Source organism: Collinsella sp. i05-0019-G5 (assembly GCF_042851345.1).
GTDB lineage: Bacteria > Actinomycetota > Coriobacteriia > Coriobacteriales > Coriobacteriaceae > Collinsella.
The window spans coordinates 327,030-351,126 of the sequence record NZ_AP031421.1 but is presented as its reverse complement, the minus strand read 5'-3'; the positions used below and the strand labels follow the sequence as shown (position 1 = coordinate 351,126).

The window sequence follows — 24,097 nt, the reverse complement described above, 5'->3', positions numbered from 1 at the left end:
GTATCCTTGAGCCACTTGCACCTGCAGCACCAAGGAGCCGCCATGCGCACTGAGCTCGATGTCCCCTTTTCGCACAAAGAAGAAGCCAAGGCGCTGGGCGCCAAATGGGACCGGACCAAGAAGATCTGGTATGTACCCAGCGGCGTCAACCCCGAGCCCTTTGCCGAGTGGCTGCCCGGTGTTGACCGATCCGACCCCTCGGCGCCGTATATATATCTAGTACTGGGCAAGCGCGAGTGCTGGAAATGTCACAAAGAGACCTCGGTCGCGGCCTTCGGCATTCCCTATCGAGCCGATAACGACGAGAGCATCGTCATCGCGCACGCGCCCAACGAAGCCGGGCACATTGCCATCGACACGGCCAACGCCAACGCACTCGCCATCGTGCCCGCTCTTGGCTGCGTGCCGGGCGAGATCCGCGACTATCTTCATAAGCGCTGCGGCTACAAGCCCGTAGGAGCGCGAGCTTCCAAAGCCCCGTCGCTCGGCAACACGTGCACCAGTTGCGACGCGCTGCAAGGCAGCCGCTATCTGTTCGAGGAGCCCTCGTCCCCGTTTGCCCTCACTGCCATCAACAAGCTGCCGGCACTGGAGTTTATACGCGTCGAAGTTGCCGGCGTCTTTGGCGTCCCGGCCACGCGCACCGACTTTGACCAAGCGCTCTTTACCTGGGCACGCGACCATCACGCCGAGTTCCACAGGCAACTCGGTGAGGGGGTTTATTTGTAGAGACGAAGATGCCTTCACAGCCAGCTCCTCCGCATCACCTATCCCTCGTCGCCGGCGTCATACACGATATCGAGGCCACAAACAGGGCATTTCTCCGGATACACCGGCATATGAACGCCTGTCTGTTTTCTCACTTCGTCGCTGAGTCTGTCACGCGCATCGATGAACCGAATGTCGAGACACGGTATTTGCGAGCCGCAGCAAGGGCAGGTGCCAGCAAACGACCCGCAATCAACTTCTACGCCCGGAAACATATTGTTGTCGATAAGGGCACGCGGCAGTTTTCCGTACTTCCCCATCACGATATCGCCTCGCCAGCTCACGCTCGCTCCCTTCCCGTTATTCAAACCAGGAAGAGCATGCACCAGCAAGTGCGCGCGAGATTGCATCGCCACGCGATCCGATCAAACAACACGATCGTAAAAGACCGCCAAAGCCAAATACGCTAATACGGCAGAAGCCCCGCCTTTTCACGCTTCTTTTCCGAGCGATCGAACTCAATGCGATGGGCCTCAAGAAACACCGTATTGGGTCGCCACTGACGCTCATTCGGCTGCCTTAGCGTCGCACCCGCAAAGGAAACGTAGTCGGTCTTATCCAGCAGGTACGATCCGCACAGCCGATATTCGCCGCAAACAGGCTCAAACGAAATCAGGTGAGCATCAAATAGGGAATGAAGATCGCGCCGAAGCAGAATGCCGTTGCTGGCAACCTGCGATTTGGGTCCCGAGTAATTCTCGATATGTGCAGCCTCCAGAGCTTCGCTGACGCCGCAGTCCGACACCGCGCAACGGCCATCATAGGCGGCAACGAGCTGCTTGCGGAACCATTGCTGCCCCAATCGCTTGCGCCTTAACGCATAGCGGACCTTTTCGTCGTCGGTCGTACCCTGTCCGGCAAACTCAATATCGACGGGCATGTGCTTCAGATAACTCATGTCGGGCGCAAAACGAGGGTCCGGTCCGCCTTTATGAACAGGACCGTGCAGAACAAACCATCCGTTTTCGGGCTCGAACCGTTCAACAAATGCAAGGCCGAGCACCTTATAGCCCACCTCGGTTGCAAATATGACTCCGACTGGAACGCCACATTCCATGCAGTTGAGCATTTTACGGTTGTAATTCTGGTCTCGAAAACCAACGGTACCCGGCGCTTGAACCGAGTACTTAATGACCCACGTACCATCGTCCAAATAGAGCGGAGGCACATCGGTGTAGAAGCTCTTTTTAGAGTTATGGACCGAAAGCGCAAAGATCTTATTGGGATCTTGCTTCACCCGATCCTGGCCCGGCCAGAAGATCCCTGAATCCCGCGTTACGGGAAAGAAGTCCGAGCCAATTCTCAAACGGTACTGATACTGAGGGCTATCTTCCTTGGTGTGGTGCGGAAGGCTGGTCCAAACGCCGCCGCGCTGCTCCTCACCCAGAAACCACTCCCATGCCTCAACGTATTCGGAAGGCACGAGACTGCAGGCGCGGTCATAGCTTGGTCCATCCATCAACGGAACAGCAAGGTCAATGTCGTTCATCGCCAGCACCTACAACCATACGAACGCGAGTCATGCCCCTCAATAATATGGCCGAGAGTCAATTATTACGAGATCTCATTCCGCGATCGGCGCATCGTTGATGCTCTCGGTTTGCCGCCGGCGCGCTTGTACCCCGCTACCCCACTTCCCTGTATACTGATGTAGCACGTGTTTCATCCGGGCTTGTTGGGCCGGGTCGTTCATGGGAGGGTCTTATGGCTGCCTCGAATCCGCCTAAGGGGAGCGTTTCTTCTTCGTCCATCAAGCCGGTTACGCGCAAGGCCGTGCGTTGCCAGCGCGAGGTCGCTTGGCTTGTCACGCAGGCGGCGGGCAGGCTTGTGGCGACCACTCAGGACGTCAATGCGCCTACGCCGAGCTTTGTGTTAGCGGCGGCGCTGGATTTTGTGCGCCAATTGGAGCTTGCCGCGCAGGATGCCAACGGCCACCTCGACTACCAGAACGTTATGGCGCCCGACCTGCAAACGTTCTGTCACATGGCCAAGTTGCCTGCCGCGCCCAATGCGCTTTCGGACGCAGGCTACATGTTTACGCTCTCGGGCGCGGACCTTATCCGCGACATCTATGCATACTGTAGCGAGCTCGCCGAGCGCCACGTCTTTGACGCGGCAGAAGTCAAACCGGGAAATGTCATCAAGCTGGTTCTTAGGCTGTTCTTGATAGACGGGTTCGGGGCCATGCCGGCGTAAGCCGAGTCTTGAGCATCACCGTCGACTGGGCAACAACCGCTTTACCTTAATGGACGCCAATCGAGGGTCGATTATTGGGTCGCCTCGTCCACTAACGCATCTATCCCACGCACTCCGACAGTCGATACTTGCGGTTGCGGCTCGTCGCCGGCGCCGTGGGCTCAAGCTCGCCTTGAGCAATGAGCGCGTTGACGCGCGACCTAACCTGGGAAATTGTGAGCCCTGTGCGCTCTGCCAGCTCGCGCGTCCCCAGCTCGCCGTAGTGTTTGAGTGCCGTCACAATTAAGCCCCCGCCATGATCGACCGACTCGATCTTTGAACGGTAAAGTACGACCTTGAACCGATCGAATCCCGGGCAGAACAGGGGCTCGGCCAGACCATGCGCGCGCATGGCATCGATCATCATCGGGATGCCCGAGCCATTGCCCTCAGCCGGCGAACCTGCGCCATCCGGCAGCGGGACAATCGACATGAGCTTCACAAGCGTCGCGTTACGGCATCGGGAGCTGCCGTCAAACAAGTTCTCGCGAGTCTTTCCCCCGTAAAGGCCGCCAGGATTCGTCACCTCGACACGATCATCAAAGACGTCGACGGCAATCGATTGTCCACAGAGCCGATCCCCGTATTCTCGATGGATTACGGCGTTGGCGATTGCTTCGCGCAGAACCTCCTCGGGAATCTCAAGCGAGTCGACACGCGAGACGCCTTGGACGATCGAGGTTCGCCGCAAATTCTTGGCGACGGCTGCGACGGCATCCGAGATCATCTCGCCCAACGTTCCCTCACAGATTGTGCGGTCCATGAACCTTAGTGGCCCCGCAGCTCCCTTTTGAGTTCCCACGTGGACAGCCACATCAATGAAGAGCTTGGGATAGAACTGCTGAGGGTAAACGCCCGCGGCAAGGAGGCCGGCCTTGGTAACATTGCCCTGGAAGTCGAGGAAATTCAGACGCTCCATCTTTGTCTTCTTGTCCGCCGCACCGCGCATCGCTCGAGGCGTCAACGAATAGGCACGCTCTATCGTGCGGTCGACCAGCGACTCGTCGAGATCGCCCACACTCGTGCCGGGCACCGCATCGCGATCGCTAGGACTCGTCCGTTCGTATGACGACAGTGCCAAAACCTCGGTCGACGAAAGCGGGACATCTTTGTCATCGATGCGTTTGTAGCTGCCACCTTGAGCGCCCCGCTCTATGACATAGCAAGGCTTGCTCGACGGGTCGAGCTCCTCAATCGTGATAACGAGAACAACGGTCCCCCGAAGCCCCACGCGCTCAATGGTGTATTTGGGCGGATTGGCCAGCTTTCCGCGACCGCCAGCATCGCCCATGCCCGCCACGAATTGGTTGAGCACCTTCTCGGTCTCAAAGTTTGCAACTGGGACAAAACCCGCGCGCTCGCTCACTCCGAGCACGATGATGCCGCCGGCGGTGTTTGCGAAAGCGCTGACCGTTTCCCATACGTCGCGGGAAAGCGTCATGGCGCTCTCTTTTACTTCGACGCTAAGGTCATCCGAGCCCATACGCCTTAAAGACTCAAGCAGACCGGTCAGCTCGTTTTCGTTCATCTGCACGTCCTTTCGCTCGGTCCTGCGGAGAATGCCACGGATAGATTTCCCTCGTCTCTCAGTTATCTCTCGTAATTATCTCTCATCTATCTTTCTATCTCTCGGCTTAGAGATAGAAAGATAGATAGAGATGGAATGTCTACCATTTGCTTCATTTATACATATTTTTGCTGGTAGAACAATCGGTATTGAGACAATACCATGATTGCCTGTCTCTTTGCTGCTCAGTTATCTCTCATATTTTTCTCTCATCTTCCTGTCATCTCTCATATTAGAGACGAATGAGAGACGAGAGATACGCGAGTGATGGACGAGCGAGGATTTTCGGAGGGTCGGATATCGAGAGTGGATATTTGGACGGTTTTTGGGGCTTTTGGCGGCCGATTTCGCCCGAAAGTCCACGCTCGTTTGGCGAGTGTCCAAATTTCCACGCTCGTGCGGCGGTCACGCGGGGCCTATGCCCAATCCGGCTGCATCGTCTTCAGTTCGCCGCAGGGTCGCAGCCCCATATGGGTATACTTTCGAGGATTCGACTCGATTCGCCCCCGCTGGGGCGTCAAAGGAGACTGCATATGCCCACCACCTCAACCGACCCGCGCGCCGCTGCCGCCGCGCTGCTGGTACCCGGCACCACCTGCCACGGTTTTGCCATCGAGCGTTGCGAGACCGTGCCCGAGCTCGATTCGGACGCCTACGTGCTGCGCCACACTGTCTCGGGTGCTCGCCTGCTGTACCTGGCGTGCGACGACGAAAACAAGGCCTTTGCCATTGGCTTTAAAACGCCGCCGGCCGATTCCACCGGCGTGTTCCATATTCTTGAGCACTCGGTGCTGTGCGGATCGGCCAAGTTTCCCGTCAAGGAGCCGTTTGTCGACCTGATCAAGAGCTCCATGCAGACGTTCCTCAACGCCATGACCTACCCCGACAAGACCATCTACCCCGTTGCCACCACCAACGAGCAGGATCTGTACAACCTGATGGACGTGTACCTGGACGCGGTGTTCAACCCGGCCATCTATACCAAGCCCACCATTTTTGAGCAGGAGGGCTGGCACTACGAACTGGACCTGCCGGAGGGCGACGGCGACAGCAGCGCCGCGAGCCTGCACGAGGGCACGCTGCGTTATAACGGCGTGGTGTTCAACGAGATGAAGGGCGCGCTGTCCGATCCCATGAGCGTGCTGGACGATGCCGTCAACGCCGCGCTCTATCCCGACACCGCCTATGCGCACGAGAGCGGCGGCGACCCGCGCGCGATTCCCGCGCTCACCTACGAGCAGTTCCTGGACACGCACGCGCGACACTACAATCCCTCCAACTCCTACATCACGCTCTACGGCGACCTGGACGTGGACCGCGCACTGGCCTTTTTGGACGAGCGCTATCTGTCGCAGCCGAGTGCCGCGAGCCGCCGCATGGACGCTGCCGTTGCCGCCGGCGAGGACCCGTCCACGCTGGCGCCCAATCCGTTGGACGCGCAGGCGCCCGTGACCTGCGAGTACAAGCGCATCGAGATGGCCACCACACCCGAGAACGCCCTGGTGGGCCTGGGCCTTGTGCTGGGCAGCGCGCTCGACCGCAAGCGCACGATCGCGGCGGATATCCTGTTCGAGGCGCTGCTGGGCTCCAACGAAGCGCCGGTTAAGAAGGCCATTCTGGCCGCCGGCCTGGGCGGCAACGTGGTGAGCTACACCGCGGCCGAGAGCCTGCAGCCCTACGAGCTCATCATGCTGCAAAACGCACAGCCCGGTGTGGCGCGCGAGCTGCGTCGCGTGTTCCAGGACGCCTGCCGCGACCTGTGCGAGCACGGAGTTCCGCGCGAGCGTCTGGAAGCCATCATCAGCAGCAACGAGTACGACCTGCGCCAGCGTGACTATGGCATCGCCGACGGCGTGGCCATTGCGTGCGACGCGCTGAGCACCTGGCTCTACGATGACGACGCCGCGACGCTGGCGCTCAAGTACGGCCCGGTGTACGAGGAGCTGCGTAGCGAGCTGGACGGCAGCTATTTTGAGGACCTGCTGCGCGAGCTGGTGCTGGAAAACGACCACATGGCACTGGTCGAGCTGGTGCCGGTGGACGCCGCCGAGGGTTCGGAGGGTGCCGAGGCCGCCGAGCTGGCAGCCAAGCGCGATGCCATGACCGATGCCGAGCTGACCGACGTGGTCGAGCGCACGGCCGCGCTGCGTGCCGCGCAGGAGGCGGAAGACACACCCGAGGCCAAGGCCACGCTGCCGCGCCTGCGCGTGTCCGACATTGGCGAGGCGCGCCCCGAGCCGCCGCTCGTTGTGGACACAACCGCGCCCATCCCCTGCCTGCGCCATGGCATCCCCACTAACCGCCTGGCCTACGCCATGCAGTACTTCGACCTGAGCTGCGTCGCATTTGAGGACCTGCCCTACGTGACGTTGCTCTGCCGCCTGCTCAAGCAGCTGCCCACGCGCGAGCACTCGGCCGAGGAACTCGACAACTTGCTCGCCGGCAAGCTCGGCTTTTTGAGCTTTACGACCGAGGTCATGACGCAGCCCGACGTGGACGACGTGCGCCCCTACCTGCTGGTGAGCGCCGGCGCCCTGTCCGAAAAGATCGACGCACTGGCAAGCCTGCCGCGCGAGGTGTGGTCGAGCACGCTTTTGCTCGATGCCGACGCCGACCGCGTTCGCGACGTGCTCACGCAGATTCGCATTGGGCTTGAGCAGGGCTTTATCAACAACGGCCACTCGGCGGCGCTGGGTCGCGCGATGAGCTACAGCTCGCCTTCGGCCGTGGTGCGCGAGCAGCTTTCGGGCGTAGATTTCTACCTGTTCCTGCGCAATCTGCTCGAGCACTTTGACGAGCGCGTGGACGGGCTGCGTACCAAGCTTGCCGAGCTGGCGGAGCGCATCTTTGTGGCCGATGGCTGCATGGCGAGCTTTACCGGCAGCAACGAGGACTTTGACGCATACTGGGATGCCGCGGGCGACCTGGGGCTGGGTGCGGGCGATGGTGCCGATGCCGGCCGCGACGCTCTCGTGGTGCCGACGCCGCGCGACCGCCACGAGGCTTTCGTCATCCCCAGCGATATCTGCTTTGCGGCAAGCGCGTCCGACCCGCGTCGCCTGGGCATCGACGTGACGGGCGCCTGGGCGGTTGCCGCCAACGCGCTCTCCTACGACTACCTGTGGAACGAGATTCGCGTGAAGGGCGGTGCGTACGGCTGCGGATTCCGCGCAGCCGGCGAGCGCCAGACGGCGTTCTACACCTACCGCGACCCAGCAATCGACCCCTCGATTGAGCGTGTGGCGCGCGCAGGCGAATGGCTCGGCAGCTTTGAGCCCGACGAGGCTGCCTTTGAGGGCTTTATCGTAAGCTGCGTGAGCGGCATGGACGCGCCGGTGAAGCCGTACGCGCTCACCAAGCGCCGCAACACGACCTACCTGGCCGGGCTCGATCCGCACGCACGCGAGGAGCGCCGCGCCCAGATGCTCGCCGCCACGCCCGGTGAGCTTCGCTCGCTCGGTGCCGACGTGACGCGCATTGCGGCCGAATCGCCAACCTGTGTTTTTGGCGGCCGAGACGTCATCGCCAAGAGCAACGCCGGCTTCAACGTCATCGACCTGCTGGGCTAACGCACTAAAGGTAGATTTTTGGGACATGCCCGAAAATCTACCTTTTTTCTGCGGCATGAGCGGGGCGGCGCAGCCCACCGCGGCGGTTTGTCTCAATCTGTAACATCTAGACGGCAATATCGGCTCCAGATGTTACAGATCGAGACGTTTCCAGACGACGCCGACCTTTTGTCTCAATCTGTAACAACTAGGTCCAATTTTGCCGAGTTACTGTTACAGATCGAGACAAACCGCCGCAGACGCCCATCACAGCACAGATAAAACCCGCCAAAATAAACCTGTCCCTTTTTGGCAAGTTTGCTAGAGGAGGTTGGGATGGACAAGGCTGAGTTGCGGCGGGCGGTGATTGCCCAGCGCGATGCTCTTGATTTGGACTTGCGGGCGGCGAAGTCTGCTGATATCTGTGCGCGGCTGGTTGAGCTGCTGGGCCGCTTAGATGCCGCGGCGCCGCGCATCGTTGCCGTCTATGCCGCGATGGGTTCCGAGGCAGACCCTGCCGCGTTTGCCGCTGCGGCCGCCGCGCGCGGCTGGCGCGTGGCCTATCCGTGCATGCTCTCGGCAACAGACACCGTGGCTTGTGGCCAGCGCATGTGTATGCGGGCAGTTGCCGCCGACGATGCGTCCGCGGCTCCGTTTATCGCCCACCCTACGCGGGCCTTTGCGGCCACGGACATCGACAGCAACCACTTCCCTATCGTGCCTGCCGAAGCTCTCGACATGATCGTCGTGCCGCTCGTGGCCTTCGACCAAACCGGCGCGCGCCTGGGCTACGGCGGCGGTTGCTACGACCGCTACCTGCCCATGCTCTCGCCCGCATGCCAAATCATCGGCATCGCCTTTGACGAGCAGCGTGTCGACCGCGTTCCCACCGACGCTCACGACCTGCCGCTACCCCACATCATCAGCGCCTAATCGCCGCCATATCAGCCACGGCTACAGCAGTACCATCGCAGCCTAGTGCTCCTCGCCGGCGCGGGCCAGGTCGTAGGGCGTGGTCTGGTAGACGTAGTAGTTGAGCCAGTTGGTGTAGAACAGCTGAGCTTGGCTGCGCCAGACGTTACGCGGCTCGGCGGAGGGGTCGTCGCCCGGGAAGTAATGCGCCGGCACCTCCGGGTTGAGCCCGCGCTTCACATCGCGCTCGTACTCCAGGCGCAGCGTATCGGTGTCGTACTCGGGATGGCCAAAGACAAAGAAGCGACGGCTGTCGGTCGACTTGACGATGTACAGGCCCACCTCGTCGGACACGGCCACGACCTCAAGCTGCGGCTCGGCCTCCACGTCCTCGCGGCGCACATCGGTGTTGCGCGAATGCACGGCATAGAAACGGTCGTCGAAGCCGCGGACCAGCGGGCTTTGCGGCTTCACCAGATAATGCTCGAACACACCGCTCGCCTTTGCCGGCAGGTCGTACTTCTGGATACCGTAATGATGGTACAGGCCAGCCTGCGCGCCCCAACAAATGTGCAGCGTAGAGTGCACGTGCGTGGTGGACCAATCCATGATCTGGCAGAGCTCGGGCCAGTAGTCGACCTCTTCGAACGGCATCTGCTCCACCGGCGCGCCCGTGATGATCAGGCCGTCGTAGTGGATGTCGCGGATGTCGTCGAACGTGCGGTAGAACGTCTCCAAGTGGCCGGCGCTCACGTGCGTGGCCTCGTGCGTCTTGGTGCGCAGCAGGTCCACCTCCACCTGCAGCGGCGTGTTGGAGAGCTTGCGCATGATCTGCGTCTCGGTGGCAATCTTGGTGGGCATGAGGTTGAGGATGAGCACGCGCAGCGGACGGATGTCCTGGTGCAGCGCGCGGTACTCGGTCATGACAAAGATGTTCTCGCTCTCGAGCTGCGCGGCGGCAGGGAGGGCGTCGGGGATGCGAATGGGCATGGATGCTCCTTACGAGTCAGTTGCAGCTATGGTACAACGACCGGCCCCATCCGCGCGAGCACATCGCCCAGCGATGCCGTCAGCGGCCCAAATCACTCCAAAAGTAGAGATTAAGGCATGTCCAAAAATCTACGGCGCTTTAGCCTAGCAAAGTGGCAGCAGGACGCTACAATGGTTCGACGCGAAAAACTCGGCCGAAAGGATACGTATATGTACCAGACGCGTAAGATCGGTGTGGTCGGCCAGGGCCACGTAGGAGCACATGTCGCCAACAGCCTGCTCATGCAGGGCATTGCCGATGAGCTGTACCTGTGCGATATCAACGAGGCCAAAGTGACGTCCGAGGTCCAGGACCTGCGCGACTCCCTTTCGTTTGTCCCGTACAACACCAAGATCGTCAACTGCTACGACCACTACGAGGAGCTTGCCTGCTGCGACGTCATCGTCAACGCTGCCGGCAAGGTCGCGCTGGCCGCCGGCAACCGCGACGGCGAGCTGTTCTTTACCACCGACGCCGCCCGCTCCTTTGCCAAGCGCATCGTCGACGCCGGCTTTGACGGCATCTTCGTGAGCATCTCCAACCCCTGCGACGTCGTGTGCACCGAGCTGTGGCACCTGACCGGCTACGATCCCAAGAAGATCATCGGCTCGGGCTGCGGTCTGGACTCCGCCCGCTTGCGCACCGAGATCTCCAAGAAGGTCGGCGTGAGCCCCAAGTCCATCGACGCCTACATGATCGGCGAGCACGGCTTTAGCCAGCTTGCTGCCTTTAAGGCCGCAACCATCGCTGGCAAAAACCTCAACGAGCTTCAGGCCGAGAACCCCGACAAGTACGCCTTCGACCACATGGAGGTCGAGGAGCTTGCACGCAAGGGCGGCTATGTGACCTACCAGGGCAAGCAGTGCACCGAGTACGCCGTTGCCAACTCCGCCGCGCGCGTCTGCGCCGCCGTGCTGCACAACGAGCACGCCGTGCTTTCGGCCTCTACGCTTATGACCGGCCAGTATGGCGAGGAGGGTATCTTTACCTCCCTGCCGTGCGTGATCGGTGCCGAGGGCGTCGAGGAGGTCTACACACTCGACCTTTCCGAGCACGAGCTCGAGGGCTTCCACAAGAGCTGCCAGCACATCCGCGACAACATCGCCCAGCTCGACTGGTGGGATACCGAGGCCTACGACGCCAAGTAAGCCGCTGGCTGCCGCAACCTTGCGAATCTATGCGCGATACTAAGCGGGCCGCGCCGGAAACCCACCGGCGCGGCCCGCTTTTTGACTCACGCAGTGCCCCTGCGAATCGAAGGTGAATACTTTTCCCGTTACTTAGTACTGCTCGATGCCCATGTAGCGACGAATCTCAGGGCTGTGGTCGAACACCTTTCCGCGGGCGGCGCGCAGCTCGCAGCTCATGTTGTAGAAGAAGATCGGCTCCAGGTACGAACGCACGCTGGCGGGCACCTCGCCCACGCCGTACTCGAGTGCATCGAGCACCATTACCGTATCGGTATGCGTGTTGAGGAACGCCAGCGCGCGCTCCTCCATGGGGCGGCACTCGCCCGATCCGAGCTGCACAAAGTAGAACACGCCGGGCTCGGTGGCCTCGAAGGGGCCGTGGAAGTACTCGCCGGAGTGGATGTAGCAGCAGTGCTGCCACTGCATCTCCATGAGCGAGCAGATGGCCATGGCATAGGTCTGGCTAAAGTTGGGGCCGGAACCAAGGATATAGAAGAACTTGTGCTGCTGGCAGAGCTCGGCAAAGCGATCGCCCAGCTCGGCGTTGACCTTCTCGCGGGCGGCGGGCAGCAGCGCATCCATCTGCTTAAGGCCCTCGTACATGTCAGCGAGTGCCTCGTAGCCTTCCTGCTGGTCGAGCAGCTCGGCGGCGATCAGAGCGCCGATGCCCTGCGGCACCTCGACCTGTGACACGCCCTCGCCCCACGGATAGACCCAGGTGGTCCACTTGCCGTTATCGATCTTGGAGCCCTCGCAGTCGGTGAGGGCAACGACCTCGGCACCGGCCGCCAGCGCCATCTCGCAGCCGTCGACGACCTCTTGCGTGTTGCCGCTGTGGCTGCAGGCAATAACGAGCGACTTCGGCCCTAGGCTCTTGGGGGCCATCAGGCAAAACTCGCGTGCCGTGTAGACCGTCGAGGTAAACGTGGTGGCCTCGCGCTTGAGCAGCTCGTTGGCCGGCATCAGGTCGATCATCGAACCGCCGCAGGCGATCCAAAAGACGTTCTCAATCTTGCCCTTGCGCTCGATGATTTCCTGAATCAGATCGTGTGCGTTCATGGTGATGCCCCTTCTTGTGTGGCGGTTTTGAACGACTGCAGCTCGTACCTGCAGTCGTTCTATGTTGTCCTATTTATAGCACGCACGACGACGTCCGTGAAGCCATTCCACCAAACTTGTTCTATATTGTTCTATCTATGGACGTTAGATGTCGAAGACGTAGCGCGAGCCCACGATCTTTTGGCGGCCGAGCAGTAGAGGGCGCCCGCCGGCGTCGGTAAAGTAGGCCTCCATATAGAAGAGAGGCTCGCCGACCGGCACCTCCAGCAGCGGGGCCGTCTGAGTATCGGCAAGCGCAATCTCCACGGTGCAGGGGTCGGACTTGAGCGGCGCGCGACCCGAATGCTCGGCAACGAGCGCAAAGATTGAGTTATCGGTGAGGTCCTCGTCGGCCAGCGTCTGCAGGTAGGGATGGTCGGCGAGCACAAAGGCGTTGTTCTCGAGCATGACGGGGATGCCGTCGGCCGTGCGCACGCGCTCGACCACGATAAGCTCGCAGCCGGGCTCCACGCCAAAGAACGCCGCATCCTCGTGCGTCGCCGCGACCACCGTGCGCGACACCAGACGCGCACCCGGCACCATGTCGTTGGCAGCACAACCCTCAGTAAAGCTCTGGACGTCACCCTTCTGGCGAATCTTGCGCTTGAGCTTGGGGGCGCACACAAACGTGCCCCTCCCCTGCTGGCGGTTGAGATACCCCGCGCGCGACAGCTCCTCGATGGCACGGCGCACGGTGATGCGCCCCACGCCGTAGGACTTCGCGAGCTCCATCTCGGAAGGAATGCGCGAGCCGGCCGCGTACACGCCGCGTGCGATCTCGCCTTTCAGGTCGTCCATAACCTGCTGATACAGCGGCACGGCGGATGCGCCAGAGCGGTCGGTTTTATCGTCGAATGCCATCGTTATGCTCCATTCCGTGCATGCTCGGACTCAAACTCTTCAATCGCCGCCATAAACTGCTCGCCAAAGGCGTCGGCCTTTTTCTCGCCGATGCCGTTGACCTGGATAAGCTCGTCGCGCGTCTGTGGGCGTAGGCGGCACAGGCCGCGCAGGGCCTTGTCGGAAAAGACCATGTACGGCGCCATCTCCAGCTCCGTCGAGATCTCCTTGCGGAGGGCACGCAGGCGCTCGAACAGCTCGGCATCGTCGCCAACACGCGGGCGCTGATCCAGCTCGGCCTCCTCGCGCAGCAGATCGACGGCGCGGCGGGCGCGGGCCGAGGCCTTGCGCTTGGACGCACGACGCTTAACGGTAAAGGCAAACACCTCGTCCTCGACCTCGCCGGCGCGCGGGCCCAGTCCCACGACCGGGTACTGCCCCTGCGAGGTAGCCAAATAGCCGCGCCCGCACAGCTGGCCGATGATGTCCTTGATGCGCCCGACCGATTCGCTCGACAGCTCACCGTAGCCGCGGTCCTCGTCCAAATGCATCTGGCGAATGCGCTCGGTGTTGCCGCCGTGGAGCACGTCGGCGATGAGCGACTTGCCGAAGCGCATGGGCCGCATGGCCACATAGCGCACGGCGGCGCGGGCCATGTCGGTGACGTCCTCGACCTCGAACTGCGTGAGGCAATTGCTGCAGTTGCCGCAGCCCTCGGCGTCATCCGTGGCGGTGGCGCCCGCACCAGCCGCAGCAGCATGCTCGGCCGCGGCCTCGTCGCCAAAGTAGCGCAGCATGTATTCGCGCAGACAGCCGGTGGTATTACAGTAGCCCTCCATCTGGCTGAGCAGGCGATATCGATTCTGGAGTGCCCACGCGCGCTGCTCATCGTCAAGCGCCTCGTCGGCAGCGTCGCCGCGATCGATCAAAAAGCGGCGCATGCGAAAATCGTTGCCGTTCCACAGCAAATGGCAGCTGGCCGGGTCGCCATCGCGACCGGCGCGGCCCGCCTCCTGGTAGTAGGCCTCGATGCTCTCGGGCACGTTGTTATGGATCACGTAGCGCACGTTAGGCTTGTCGATACCCATGCCAAAGGCGTTGGTGGCAACCATCACCTGGGTATCGTCGTCGATAAAGGCGCGCTGGCTTTGACAACGGGCGTCGTTGCCCATGCCGGCATGGTAGCGGCCAACGCGAATGCCGCTGGGGCCCAGCGCCTCGGCAAGCTCACCTGCCAGCGCATCGACCGTCTTGCGGGTCGAGCAATACACGATGCCGCTCTCGCTCGAATGCGCAATCACATAGTCGCGCACCCACGCGGCCTTGGCCTTGTCGCCCATCTCCTCGCAGCCAAAGTAGAGGTTCTTGCGATCGAAGCCCGTCACCACCGTCGCGGGGTTTTGCAGGCCGAGCATCTGCTGAATGTCCGCACGCACGCGCTCGGTCGCCGTGGCGGTAAAGGCCGCCACGATGGGGCGCTGCGGCAGGGAATCGATGAACTCGCGAATCTGCAGGTAGGCGGGGCGGAAATCCTGGCCCCATTGACTCACGCAGTGGGCCTCGTCAATGGCCACGAGCGGCACGCCAATGCCGGCAGAACTCGCGGCCTCCTGCGCAAAGGCTAAAAAGCGCGGCTCGAGCAAGCGCTCGGGCGCCACGTACATAAGCTGGTAGCGGCCCTCGCGCGCCCGCTTGAGCACAGTGTTTTGCTGGGCCGGAGTAAGACTGGAGTTGAGATAGCTGGGCCGCGCGCCCGCCGCAAGCAACGCACGGGTCTGGTCCTCCATAAGCGACAGCAGCGGACTCACCACAAAGGTGATGCCGGGCAGCATGAGCGCGGGCACCTGGTAGCAAATGGACTTGCCGGCGCCCGTGGGCATAACACCCAGCGCATCGCGACCGGCAAGGATCGCATCGACCATGCGGTCCTGTCCCGGGCGAAACGAGGTGTAGCCAAAATAGGCGCCGAGCGTGTCGAGCGCCATCTGCTGCATGTTATCGGTCATGGTTTCCTAACGTCCAAGTCATCTGCCGCCGATTATACGCCGCCACGCGGACAGCAGCACACGGCCGCCGCCCAGACTAGTCGTTTAAGAACGCCCCCAACGGCTAAGGAGTGTCCCCAGGTGCCGACAGAAAAGGAACGTCCCCAAGTGCCGGCCCGGCAACGCCGATGTTTTGGCGCGGACAGCGAAAGCCCGCCAGAGCGAGCAAGGTGCCTTGAAACGAGGCGGCATTGACCTTCTGGTCATGCCGCCGAAGTTGAAAGGCAGATTGCCGCTCTGGCGGGCTTGCAGCGTCGAGCCGTTGCGCGGTTTGGAAAACCGCGCAACTAGAGCTACATGACCATAACGTAGCGCGATCCCACGTAGTACTGCTTACCCATCAGGACCGGCTCGCCATTGGGGCCCGTGAAGCCGGCACGCAGGTTGAGCAGCGGATCGTGCGGAGCAATGCCCAGCTCGGCCGCCTGCTCGGTATTGGCACGAACGGCCTCGACCGTGCGGTAGCCAACCGAAACAATCGGCGTTCCGCCAACACGCTCGACCTCGGCAAAAATCGACTTGTCCTCAAGATCGGCCGTCAACAGCTCACGGTAGGCATCAAACGGCACAAAGATGTTCTCCTCAAAGATGGGCTCGCCGTCGGCCGTACGCACGCGCTTGATATGCAGCAGCAGCGCATCCTTCTGCAGGCCAAAGAACTCCATCTCGTTTTGGCGCGCCGGAACGATCTGGCGATCGATCACGTGCGCACCGGCCTTCATGCCGTTGCCGGCACACAGCGCGGTAAACGTCTGCAGCGTCGAGGCGTGAAACTGGCGATTGATGTGCGGCGTGGAGACAAAGGTGCCACGGCCCTGCTGCTTAACCAGGTAGCCGTCGGAGCACAGCTCCTCGACAGCGCGGCGCACCGTAATACGGCTCACCTCGTACTGCTCGGCTAGTTCAAGCTCGGACGGAATACGCTCCTTGGGTGCATAAACACCTTTCTCGATCGCATCCTTGATTTCGTCATAAATCTGCTGGTAAAGCGGTGCATTTTTGGGCGCAGGCATATCTGATCACTCTTATCAAAATAGCTAAATTTCTAATACGTATATAACGTCTAGTTTCATGTTACCTCATATTGATAAAACGATACACCCTCCCTACCAAAAAGCGACAGCTTCATTTTGGTAGGTTTTATCTGGGCAAACGAGAGCCCTCGAAAGCAACGGGGCTTTCGGGGGGGCTCGTTCGGATGGGTTGCGCAGGACCGGCAAAATGCCAATACCCTACTTGCCGTCGTCCTGCTGCAGGCTGTCCTGTTCGCTGAGGCGCGCCTGCCTGCTGGCCATGCGTGCGGGCTTGTCGGGATCGGGAACGGCCGTGGGCATGGGCTCGTCGACATGACCGCCCCACCAGCCGCCCACAAAGTTGAGCGTGTGGAACACGTTGATCACGGCGCCGGGATCAACGTCGCACACCAACTTGATAATGTCCTGGCTCTCGTAGGTCGAAACAACGGTGTTCAGCAGGTACATCTTTTCGCGGCTGTATCCGCCGACGACCTCGGCGCAGCTAATGCCGTGCTGAAAATGGTTTACGTAGGCAGTCATGACCTCGTCTGCCTTGCGCGTCGTAATCTGCAGCGTCACGCGATCGTAGCGACGATAGAAACTGTCGATGGTCTTGGTCGAAATAAACTGGAACACGATGGAATACGCCGCCTTGTCCCAGCCAAACATAAAGCCAAAGATCGCCAGGATAAAGCAGTTGAAACCAAAGATGACGCCCCAGATGGTCTTGCCCGTGTGGTTGGAAACCCACAGCGCGATAAAGTCGGTGCCGCCGGTGGATGCGCCGGATTTAAGTGCGATGGCAGCGCCCAGACCCGAGACCACGCCGCCAAAAATGATGAGCATGATCTTGTCGCCCAAAAATGGAGCGAAGTGAAAGACGTTGAGGAACAGCGACGAGAGCACGACCTGCATCATCGAGAAGATGACGAAGCGCTTGCTAATGCCGCTCCAGCATAGGAGCGCCACGGGGATGTTGAGCGCGAGCATACCGAGCGAAATGTCGATGTGAACGCCGCCGAGCGAGGTAACGCGATCGAGTAGGACCGCGACGCCGGTGAGACCGCTCGGAAGCAAGTCGGCGGGTTGAATGAACGCCTGGATCAGAAATGTCTGGAGAACGGCAGAAATGGTGACCGCCACGGCGGTAATGGCGCGGCGGACGATGGTGAGGCGGCCGAGCACGAGCACGCGGTCCGTGAGCTGTTCGATGGCGTTCGCCACGTAGGCTCCCTTCGAAGGCAGATGTAGTTGTGGGGCATGCCCGCGATTGTAGCATGGAGCGTGCGGGGGCGCTTCAATTCACCCTCTCTCGACAACCAAAACGGGACCAGCAACCCCCACGACCAAAGGGCTAAATTCCAAGTGAGTAGACTTTTTACGATCTGCCGAGCACACCCAAAACAGCCACCTCTGTGACCTGCACTGATAATTGTTCTCGGGGGAAGCGGGCACTGCGGGGCGCGGCAACGGCGCGCGATTTCCGCGTCGCAGCGCTACCCTGATGCTGAATGCCGGGACGATGACCCACTGACCTGCTGACGCCTCTTCGGCCGTCCTCAAATCCGACCTGTCTCGCCCCGGCATCCGCGTCCCGGAGTCCTGCCATGACCTAATAGGAGCATGAGCGCGGACAATCGGACAAGCCAATTGGATTGTAGCGCTCCCGTCAGTGCAATGTCTGGGAGACCCGGGCGCGGAGCAGGCGGCAGACCGAGGGGAGCGAAAATGGAAGGCGAAACGGTCATCGCGGGCGTCGACACGCACAAGGACGTGCATGTTCTGTGCCTGCTCGACGGCCTCGGGAGGAAGATCTGGAGCGGGAGCTTCGGGGCCGACCCCGAGGGCTACGACAGGCTGGCGGAGGCGATAGGCGACCCGGGGAGCTGCATGGTCGTCGGCGTCGAGGGCACGGCATCGTACGGGGCCGGGCTGACAAGGAGGCTCGTGGAGCTCGGGTACAACGTCGTCGAGGTGCTCAGGCCCAAGAGGGACAAGGTGAGGCCCGGCGAGGGGAAGAGCGACCCGCTGGACGCCGAGCGCGCGGCGCGCAAGGCGGCGTCCGGGAAGGGCTGCTCCGTGCCGAAGTCGCAGGACGGCTGGGTCGAGGCGGTGCGCCAGCTCTACGTCGCGCGCAGGCTGGCCGTCGCGACGTCCACGTCCTGCGTGGCCTGCGCGAAGTCGATGCTCACGACGGCCCCGAGCGCCCTGAGGGAGCGGTTCAGGGGCCGCGAGCGGCCGAAGGACCTCATGCCGCTGCTCGCGCGCGGGAGGAAGGCGGGCGACGCGCTCGAGGAGAGCGTGCTGGCCTCGCTGCGGTCCGTCGCGGCGGTCTGGAAGGAGGCCCGCAGCCAGGTCGAGTCCCTCGACGAGCGCATCCGCGCGCTGCTGGAGGCGAACGCGCCCGCGCTGCTCGGCGTCGAGGGCTGCGGCACCACGACCGCCGCCGCCCTGGTCGTGGCCGCCGGCGACAACCCCGGCAGGCTGAAGGGCGAGGCGGCGTTCTCGATGATGTGCGGCGCCTCCCCGATCCCCGCGTCGAGCGGGAAGACGGACCGGCACAGGCTCAACCGCGGCGGCAACCGGCAGGCGAACTGGGCGCTCTACGAGATCGCGATCAAGCGCATGGCGTACGACGAGAGGACGAGGAGGTACGTGGCGAGGCGGACCTCCGAGGGGAAGTCCCGGCGGGAGGCGGTCCGCTGCCTGAAGCGCTACATAGCGCGGGAGGTGTACCACGTGCTCATGGACCCGAACCCCGACGGCGCCGCGCCGGAAGGCCCCGAGCTCGCGAAGATGCGCAAGGCGATGCGGGTGACTCAGAAGAAAGCCGCCGCGGAGCTCGGCCTGTCCGCAGCCACACTCGGGCACTTGGAACGGGGGAAACGGCGGTCGACGAAACTGGAGAGGAGGTATTACGAGCTCCTGTGCGAATTGGAGAGAGCGCTCCCGCAAACTGCCTCTTGACAACTTATAGGAGCGTCGGTTTTACTAGAGCAGATGCACTTTGTGCTCGGCCTGCGCCAAAAAGTCTACTCACTTAGCCCGAATCGAAGCCAAACGGATCAAAATCGAAACCAAATTGAGCCAGTCCACCGCAAAAAACGTTTGAACCCGTGCTTCTCGCGGCGGATTGACACTACAAAGCGGCCAAAATGTCGGTCAGGTTGTCGATGACAACGTCGGCGGCGGACTGATCCAGATTGACACCCTCGTGCGGACGCAGCGCCAGGACGCGGGCGCCGGAGCGCTTGCCGGCCTCGATGCCCAAAGGCGAATCCTCGATAACCAGGCACTCGGCAGGCTCCACCCCCAGCGCCTCCATGGCGCGCAGGTAGATCTCGGGGTCGGGCTTAAACGCGCTGCACTCGTGACCACTGATGGTGTAGTCCAGCACGTCGGCGATACCGGCAATCTCCACCAGCTCGTCAATAAGCTCGCGATAGGACGAGCTCGCGATGGCACACTTGACGCCGCGCTCGTGCAGCTCGCGCATCACCGGCTCCGTCTGCTCGTTGAGCAGCTCGGCATACGGAACAGGGTGAACCGGGCTGTAGACCTGCTTGTACTCAACGCGCAAGCGCTCGCGCAGCTCAACATCGTCGGGCACCAGCGACTTCCAGATGGCAGGCTCGTTAGACCCCGAAAGATCGGGGATCTCGTCAAAGTGGAACCCCTTTTCCTCCATAAACGCCACGCGGCGACGGTTGTAGAACCACTCGGTATCGACCAGCACGCCGTCCATATCAAACAGCACTGCCTTGATCATACGCATCTCCTCCCACCTGCCAAAAAGGGACAGGTTTATTTTGGTAGGTTTTATCTGGTGTTTTGCGACGCGACAGACACGCCCCCAAAGCAAAAAGGGGACGGGGCGCAAACCCCATCCCCTCTCAATCAACCCGTAAGGTCTACTTACTTGTGATTAGTAGGAAAGCTTCCACATGTAGCGACGCATGGTCAGCGGGTGCTGACGGGCCTCGGCGATCTGGTTGCCGTACTCGCGCATAACGGCGAGGTGCAGCAGCGGGTTGAAGTAGGTGACGACGCTCGCGGGCACGGCGTCAGCCAGGCCGTAGTCCTTGGAGTCGATCAGAGCGACCTTGGCGCCCATGCGCTTAAGGAAGGTGAGGGCGCGGGCGTCCATCGGACGGGTAGCGCCATCGGACATGAAGAAGACGTAGGGCTTACCCTCGGTGGAAACCTCGAACGGGCCGTGGAAGTACTCACCGGTGTTGTAGGCGGCGGCGTCGATCCACTGCATCTCGGTGAACAGGAAGGCGGCGTGAGAATAAGCCATCTTCTCGGAGGCACCGGAAGCCATGAAGTAGATCATCTTGTCGTCCTTGAAGTCCTCGGCGAACTTCTTGGCGAGCTTCTTGCAGGACTGAGCAGCGTTCTCGCAGAGATCGAAGACGTTGGTGAGGCCGGTGATCATGTCCTCGTAGTGGTCATAGCCCTCGGTCTGCTGAAGGATCTCGACAGCAAGAGCGATGGCGTAGCCGGGCTTCTCGCACTTGGCAGCGAAGTTGGCGTGGAAGCCGTGAACGATGACGTAGTCAGCGTCGACGGTCAGAGCGGAGCCAGCCTTGTTGGTGAGGGAGACGACCGGGCAGTTGTGCTTCTTGGCGGTCTTGTTGGCCTCGACGGTCTCGGGCGTGGAGCCACCGAGGGAGCAGGTGATCACGAAGGTGTGCTCGTTGACCCAGGAAGGCGTGTCGTAGTTGAACTCGTTAGCAGTGAAGATCTGAACGTTCAGCTTGTCCGTGTTGTTGGCCAGGAAGTACTTGGCGGGGTAAAGGTCGGACATGGAGGCGCCGCAGCCGACGAAAGCGACGCTGTGGATCTCGTGGTTGGACAGGACGTCAGCGACGATCTGCTTAGGGAGGTTAAGGTCGATCTCGTACATCTGACACATTCCTTTCAATTTTTGCGGCGCCACATTGCCGGGCGCTCGCAGGGTTACCGTGGTTTGGACCGAGTCGCCGGCCCGTTGAGGATGCGACAAAGGGACTGTCCCATTGTCGCATTTTGGGGATGGAAGCCTGCCTGGGGTATGGGATGCCAGGCAGGCCCCCGGGGGAAAGCGGTTAGGCGCTTAGTCGCGACTAAGCCAGGATGCCGACCGCGGAGAGGGCGATGCCGCCCACAATGGCGATCACGAGAAGCCAACCGGTGTTGACGTTCTTCTTGATGAGCCAGTACATAAGGCCGGTGAGGCCAAGGGAGATCATCTGGGGCATCATGCTGTCCAGGATGTCCTGGATAACGACGGTGCCCTCAGCGAACTGCAGCGGGGTGGTGGCGCCGATCAGCGTGGCGATCATGCCGCCCACGGACATAAGACCCACGATGCCGCAGACATACATGAGCTTCTCCATGAGGTCGCCGCCCTGAAGCTTGCTCAGGTACTCGTGGCCGCCCTGATAGCCCATCTTGGCTGCGAACCAAGTAATCAGCACGGAGGGGACGATGGAGATGAGAAGGGCCAGGATCGGGCCCATGATGGAGCCCTGCTGAGCCAGCTGAACGCCCAAGCCAAAGGCGATAACGCGGATGGTGCCCTGGAAGAAGGAGTCACCGATGCCGGAAAGCGGGCCCATAAGGGAGGTCTTGACCGCGTTAATCGAATCGGGGTTGAAGTTCTCGGGATCCTTGGCGTACTCCTCCTCCATGGAGGCGGCGAGGCCCAGGATGAAAGCGCTCGTCTGCGGGGTGCAGTTGTAGAACGCCATGTGACGGTGGTAAGCCTCTTTCTTAGCAGCAAGCTGCTTGGGGTCGGACTCGTCCGGATAGAGGCGATCGAGCGTGGGAACCATACCGTAGAGGAAGCCCATGTTCATCTGACGCTCGTAGTTCCAAGAGGCCTGGATGGCCCAGGAGCGCCAGAAGAACTGGCTGACCTTCTTGTTCAGGGACACGTCCTTGGTTGCGGTTGCCATAGTGTGTTCCTCCTTAGTCTTCGTCGTCTTCGAGCGGATCGTAGTCGGAATCGACACCGGCGGCTGCATGGGAACCGTTGAACTTGAAGCCCATGAAGACGACAGCCAGGCACACACCGATCAGAGCGACCGCGATGACGGACAGGTTGAGGTAAGCGGCGAGCAGGAAACCGATGAACAGGAACGGAGTCATACCCTTCTTGATCATCATGGTGAGCAGCAGGGCCAAGCCGTAGGCGGTCATGATCTTGGTCGAAACGTTAAGACCAGTGGACAGCCACTCGGGAACCATGTTGACGATGGCCTGAACCAGGTCGGTGCCAACAAAAACGGCGAGGAAGATCGGCAGGAAGTACATGATGGCGTACAGACCGGAGCCGGCGCAGATGTGCATACGGTAGGCGGTCTTGAACTTTCCGTTATCGATCGCGTTATCTGCCACATGGGTGAGGACGGCGATGATGGAACGGAACACGATGCCGAGGAGCTGACCCAGGACGGCGACCGGGATGGCGATCGTCATGGCGGTCTCGGCGGAAGCGTCGGTCAGGCACGCAAAGGCAGCGGCCACGATGCCGCCCAGGACCATATCGGGCGGAACGGCGGCGCCGACCTGCACCAGGCCCATGGACACGAGCTCGACGGCGGCACCGACGGCAAGGCCGGTGGGCACATCGCCCAGCAGCAGACCGACGAGCGTAGCGCCAACGAGGGGCTGCTCGAAGTTAAGACGACCGAGCAGGCGGGAGTCCCACATGCAGAACACGCCGACGAGGCCGACGAGCACCGCACTGATGAACGTATTCATACCCTTCTCCTTTCAGTCAGGCAAAAGCCTGGTTGATTACAGCTTGGCGTCGATGTCGACGCTCTGATACGTAGGGGTCTGCTGGACATAGAGCTTAATGCCCATGTCGAGCAGCTGGTTGACGTCGGCCTTCTGGGTGGCGTCGAGGAAGACGGAGCTGTCCTTGCCGCCGACCTGATCGGCACCGTCGTGGTTGGCGGTGGCGCCCAGGTTGATGGCGTCGAGCTTGTAGCCCTGGCAGAACTGCAGCATCTCGGCCGTGTTGCCAAAGACGAACATGACGCGCTCGCCGAGGGTGTTGAGCTTGTCCATCTTGGCGAGGGCACGCTCGACGGTGAAGACGTTCAGGCGCACGCCCTGGGGCTTGGCCAGCTTAAGAGCGCCCTTCTTGATGTCATCGTTGGCGGCAGCGTTGTCGACGACGATGATGCGCTCGGCCTGAACCTTGGTGGTCCAGGTAAAGACGACCTGGCCGTGCAGCAGACGGTAGTCAAGACGTGCGAGGACGATCTTGGCGGGACCGGAGCTGTGACGGGACGCCTTGGCTTTCTTGGCGGGAGCCGCGGCGGCCTCGACCGGTGCGTTGGGGTTGGTCAGACCGGTGCGGGCCTCGTTGATGAGGGCCGCGAGCTCGGCGCCCTTGACGGGGACGGGGCTCATAGCGAGCGTCAGTGCCAACGGAATGTTGAAACCGCTGACAACCGTGAACTTCGTGCCGTTCTTGGAAAGCTCGACCATGTTGTTGTTGACCGAGCTGCCGAGCATATCGGTCAGCACATAGACGGTGTCGTCCGCGTTGAACGTGGCGATCATAGCCTCAACCTTATTGGTGATGGGCTCCTTGTCGTCACGAGCAAGCGACACGACGTGGACGTTCGACACGTCGCCGAGAACCATCTCGAGCGTGTCTTTGGCGCCTGCGGCCAGGCCGCCATGAGATGCGAGAATGATCTGATTCATCTTGCCTCCTCCTTTTCGTTATGGTCATTATAACGTCTTATACGTTGCCTATATTGCTAATTAGTATAAAGACCGTTCGCGGGTGAAAATCGACCGTTGACGGGTTTAACGTACTTGAAACGTTGGGGCTGGATAGGC

20 protein-coding genes are annotated in these 24,097 nt (G+C 61.3%); 6 read left to right on the top strand and 14 right to left on the bottom strand.

The features are described from left to right. Positions 1-42: 42 nt before the first annotated feature. The gene (locus tag ACGHIZ_RS01455; protein ID WP_195568377.1) at positions 43-729 is read left to right on the top strand and encodes a DUF5710 domain-containing protein; all 687 of its coding nucleotides are present in this window, start codon (positions 43-45) and stop codon (positions 727-729) included. A gap of 38 nt (positions 730-767) precedes the next feature. Here ACGHIZ_RS01455 and ACGHIZ_RS01450 read toward each other — a convergent pair whose 3' ends face one another. Next, entirely contained in the window at positions 768-1,124 is a 357-nt protein-coding gene (locus ACGHIZ_RS01450; RefSeq protein WP_390448629.1) for a hypothetical protein, read from the bottom strand. A 50-nt stretch (positions 1,125-1,174) separates the two neighbouring features. Then, positions 1,175-2,257 carry an HNH endonuclease gene (locus ACGHIZ_RS01445; RefSeq protein ID WP_390448627.1) on the bottom strand — a complete coding sequence of 361 codons (1,083 nt, stop codon included), beginning with the start codon at positions 2,255-2,257 and terminating at the stop codon, positions 1,175-1,177. A gap of 215 nt (positions 2,258-2,472) precedes the next feature. On the opposite strand from ACGHIZ_RS01445, the gene ACGHIZ_RS01440 reads away from it, so the two are divergent. Further along, positions 2,473-2,964 (top strand): hypothetical protein, encoded by a 492-nt coding sequence (locus ACGHIZ_RS01440; RefSeq protein WP_195245854.1) that lies wholly within the window; start codon positions 2,473-2,475, stop codon positions 2,962-2,964. A 100-nt stretch (positions 2,965-3,064) separates the two neighbouring features. Here the strand turns inward: ACGHIZ_RS01440 and ACGHIZ_RS01435 are convergent, their stop codons facing one another. Further along, positions 3,065-4,531, bottom strand: a complete 1,467-nt coding sequence (locus ACGHIZ_RS01435) for an ATP-binding protein (protein WP_195569202.1) — start codon at positions 4,529-4,531, stop codon at positions 3,065-3,067. 572 nt (positions 4,532-5,103) lie between these two features. Here ACGHIZ_RS01435 and ACGHIZ_RS01430 point away from each other — a divergent pair. Both ACGHIZ_RS01430 and ACGHIZ_RS01425 read left to right on the top strand, forming a co-directional pair. Beyond that, on the top strand, positions 5,104-8,139 hold the full coding sequence (locus ACGHIZ_RS01430) for an insulinase family protein (RefSeq protein ID WP_390448624.1): 3,036 nt from the start codon (positions 5,104-5,106) through the stop codon (positions 8,137-8,139). A 315-nt stretch (positions 8,140-8,454) separates the two neighbouring features. Next, entirely contained in the window at positions 8,455-9,051 is a 597-nt protein-coding gene (locus tag ACGHIZ_RS01425; protein ID WP_052043998.1) for a 5-formyltetrahydrofolate cyclo-ligase, read from the top strand. Between the two features lie 42 nt (positions 9,052-9,093). Here ACGHIZ_RS01425 and metA read toward each other — a convergent pair whose 3' ends face one another. Further along, positions 9,094-10,020, bottom strand: a complete 927-nt coding sequence (metA, locus tag ACGHIZ_RS01420) for a homoserine O-succinyltransferase (protein ID WP_035136791.1) — start codon at positions 10,018-10,020, stop codon at positions 9,094-9,096. A gap of 210 nt (positions 10,021-10,230) precedes the next feature. Here metA and ACGHIZ_RS01415 point away from each other — a divergent pair, with 210 nt between their 5' ends. Continuing rightward, positions 10,231-11,208, top strand: a complete 978-nt coding sequence (locus tag ACGHIZ_RS01415; RefSeq protein ID WP_117877461.1) for an L-lactate dehydrogenase — start codon at positions 10,231-10,233, stop codon at positions 11,206-11,208. Positions 11,209-11,340: 132 nt separating this feature from the next. Here the strand turns inward: ACGHIZ_RS01415 and ACGHIZ_RS01410 are convergent, their stop codons facing one another. The 5 genes from ACGHIZ_RS01410 to ACGHIZ_RS01390 all read right to left on the bottom strand — a co-directional run bounded on the left by ACGHIZ_RS01410 (position 11,341) and on the right by ACGHIZ_RS01390 (position 17,473). Continuing rightward, entirely contained in the window at positions 11,341-12,309 is a 969-nt protein-coding gene (locus ACGHIZ_RS01410) for an SIS domain-containing protein (protein WP_349075017.1), read from the bottom strand. A gap of 144 nt (positions 12,310-12,453) precedes the next feature. Then, a complete protein-coding gene (locus tag ACGHIZ_RS01405; RefSeq protein WP_390448618.1) occupies positions 12,454-13,209 on the bottom strand; it encodes a GntR family transcriptional regulator in 756 nt (251 codons plus the stop codon). A gap of 2 nt (positions 13,210-13,211) precedes the next feature. Further along, entirely contained in the window at positions 13,212-15,194 is a 1,983-nt protein-coding gene (locus ACGHIZ_RS01400) for a RecQ family ATP-dependent DNA helicase (RefSeq protein ID WP_390448615.1), read from the bottom strand. A 332-nt stretch (positions 15,195-15,526) separates the two neighbouring features. Further along, the gene (locus tag ACGHIZ_RS01395; protein ID WP_022095156.1) at positions 15,527-16,246 is read right to left on the bottom strand and encodes a GntR family transcriptional regulator; all 720 of its coding nucleotides are present in this window, start codon (positions 16,244-16,246) and stop codon (positions 15,527-15,529) included. 219 nt (positions 16,247-16,465) lie between these two features. Next, positions 16,466-17,473: a YitT family protein gene (locus ACGHIZ_RS01390; RefSeq protein ID WP_390448612.1), complete on the bottom strand. Its 1,008-nt coding sequence runs from the start codon at positions 17,471-17,473 to the stop codon at positions 16,466-16,468. Positions 17,474-17,977: 504 nt separating this feature from the next. Here ACGHIZ_RS01390 and ACGHIZ_RS01385 point away from each other — a divergent pair. Further along, positions 17,978-19,216 (top strand): IS110 family transposase, encoded by a 1,239-nt coding sequence (locus tag ACGHIZ_RS01385; RefSeq protein WP_055310779.1) that lies wholly within the window; start codon positions 17,978-17,980, stop codon positions 19,214-19,216. 172 nt (positions 19,217-19,388) lie between these two features. Here ACGHIZ_RS01385 and ACGHIZ_RS01380 read toward each other — a convergent pair whose 3' ends face one another. The 5 genes from ACGHIZ_RS01380 to ACGHIZ_RS01360 form a co-directional block, all read right to left on the bottom strand. Next, positions 19,389-20,018, bottom strand: coding sequence for an HAD family hydrolase (locus ACGHIZ_RS01380; protein ID WP_390448610.1), 630 nt, complete (start codon positions 20,016-20,018; stop codon positions 19,389-19,391). Between the two features lie 156 nt (positions 20,019-20,174). Beyond that, positions 20,175-21,158: an SIS domain-containing protein gene (locus tag ACGHIZ_RS01375; RefSeq protein WP_390448607.1), complete on the bottom strand. Its 984-nt coding sequence runs from the start codon at positions 21,156-21,158 to the stop codon at positions 20,175-20,177. A 199-nt stretch (positions 21,159-21,357) separates the two neighbouring features. Beyond that, a complete protein-coding gene (locus ACGHIZ_RS01370; RefSeq protein ID WP_390448604.1) occupies positions 21,358-22,191 on the bottom strand; it encodes a PTS system mannose/fructose/sorbose family transporter subunit IID in 834 nt (277 codons plus the stop codon). Between the two features lie 13 nt (positions 22,192-22,204). Next, complete coding sequence (locus ACGHIZ_RS01365; RefSeq protein WP_195246997.1) at positions 22,205-22,999, bottom strand: PTS sugar transporter subunit IIC; 795 nt, start codon at positions 22,997-22,999, stop codon at positions 22,205-22,207. A gap of 36 nt (positions 23,000-23,035) precedes the next feature. Further along, positions 23,036-23,959 (bottom strand): PTS mannose/fructose/sorbose transporter subunit IIAB, encoded by a 924-nt coding sequence (locus ACGHIZ_RS01360; RefSeq protein ID WP_117746781.1) that lies wholly within the window; start codon positions 23,957-23,959, stop codon positions 23,036-23,038. Between the last annotated feature and the right edge of the window lie 138 nt (positions 23,960-24,097).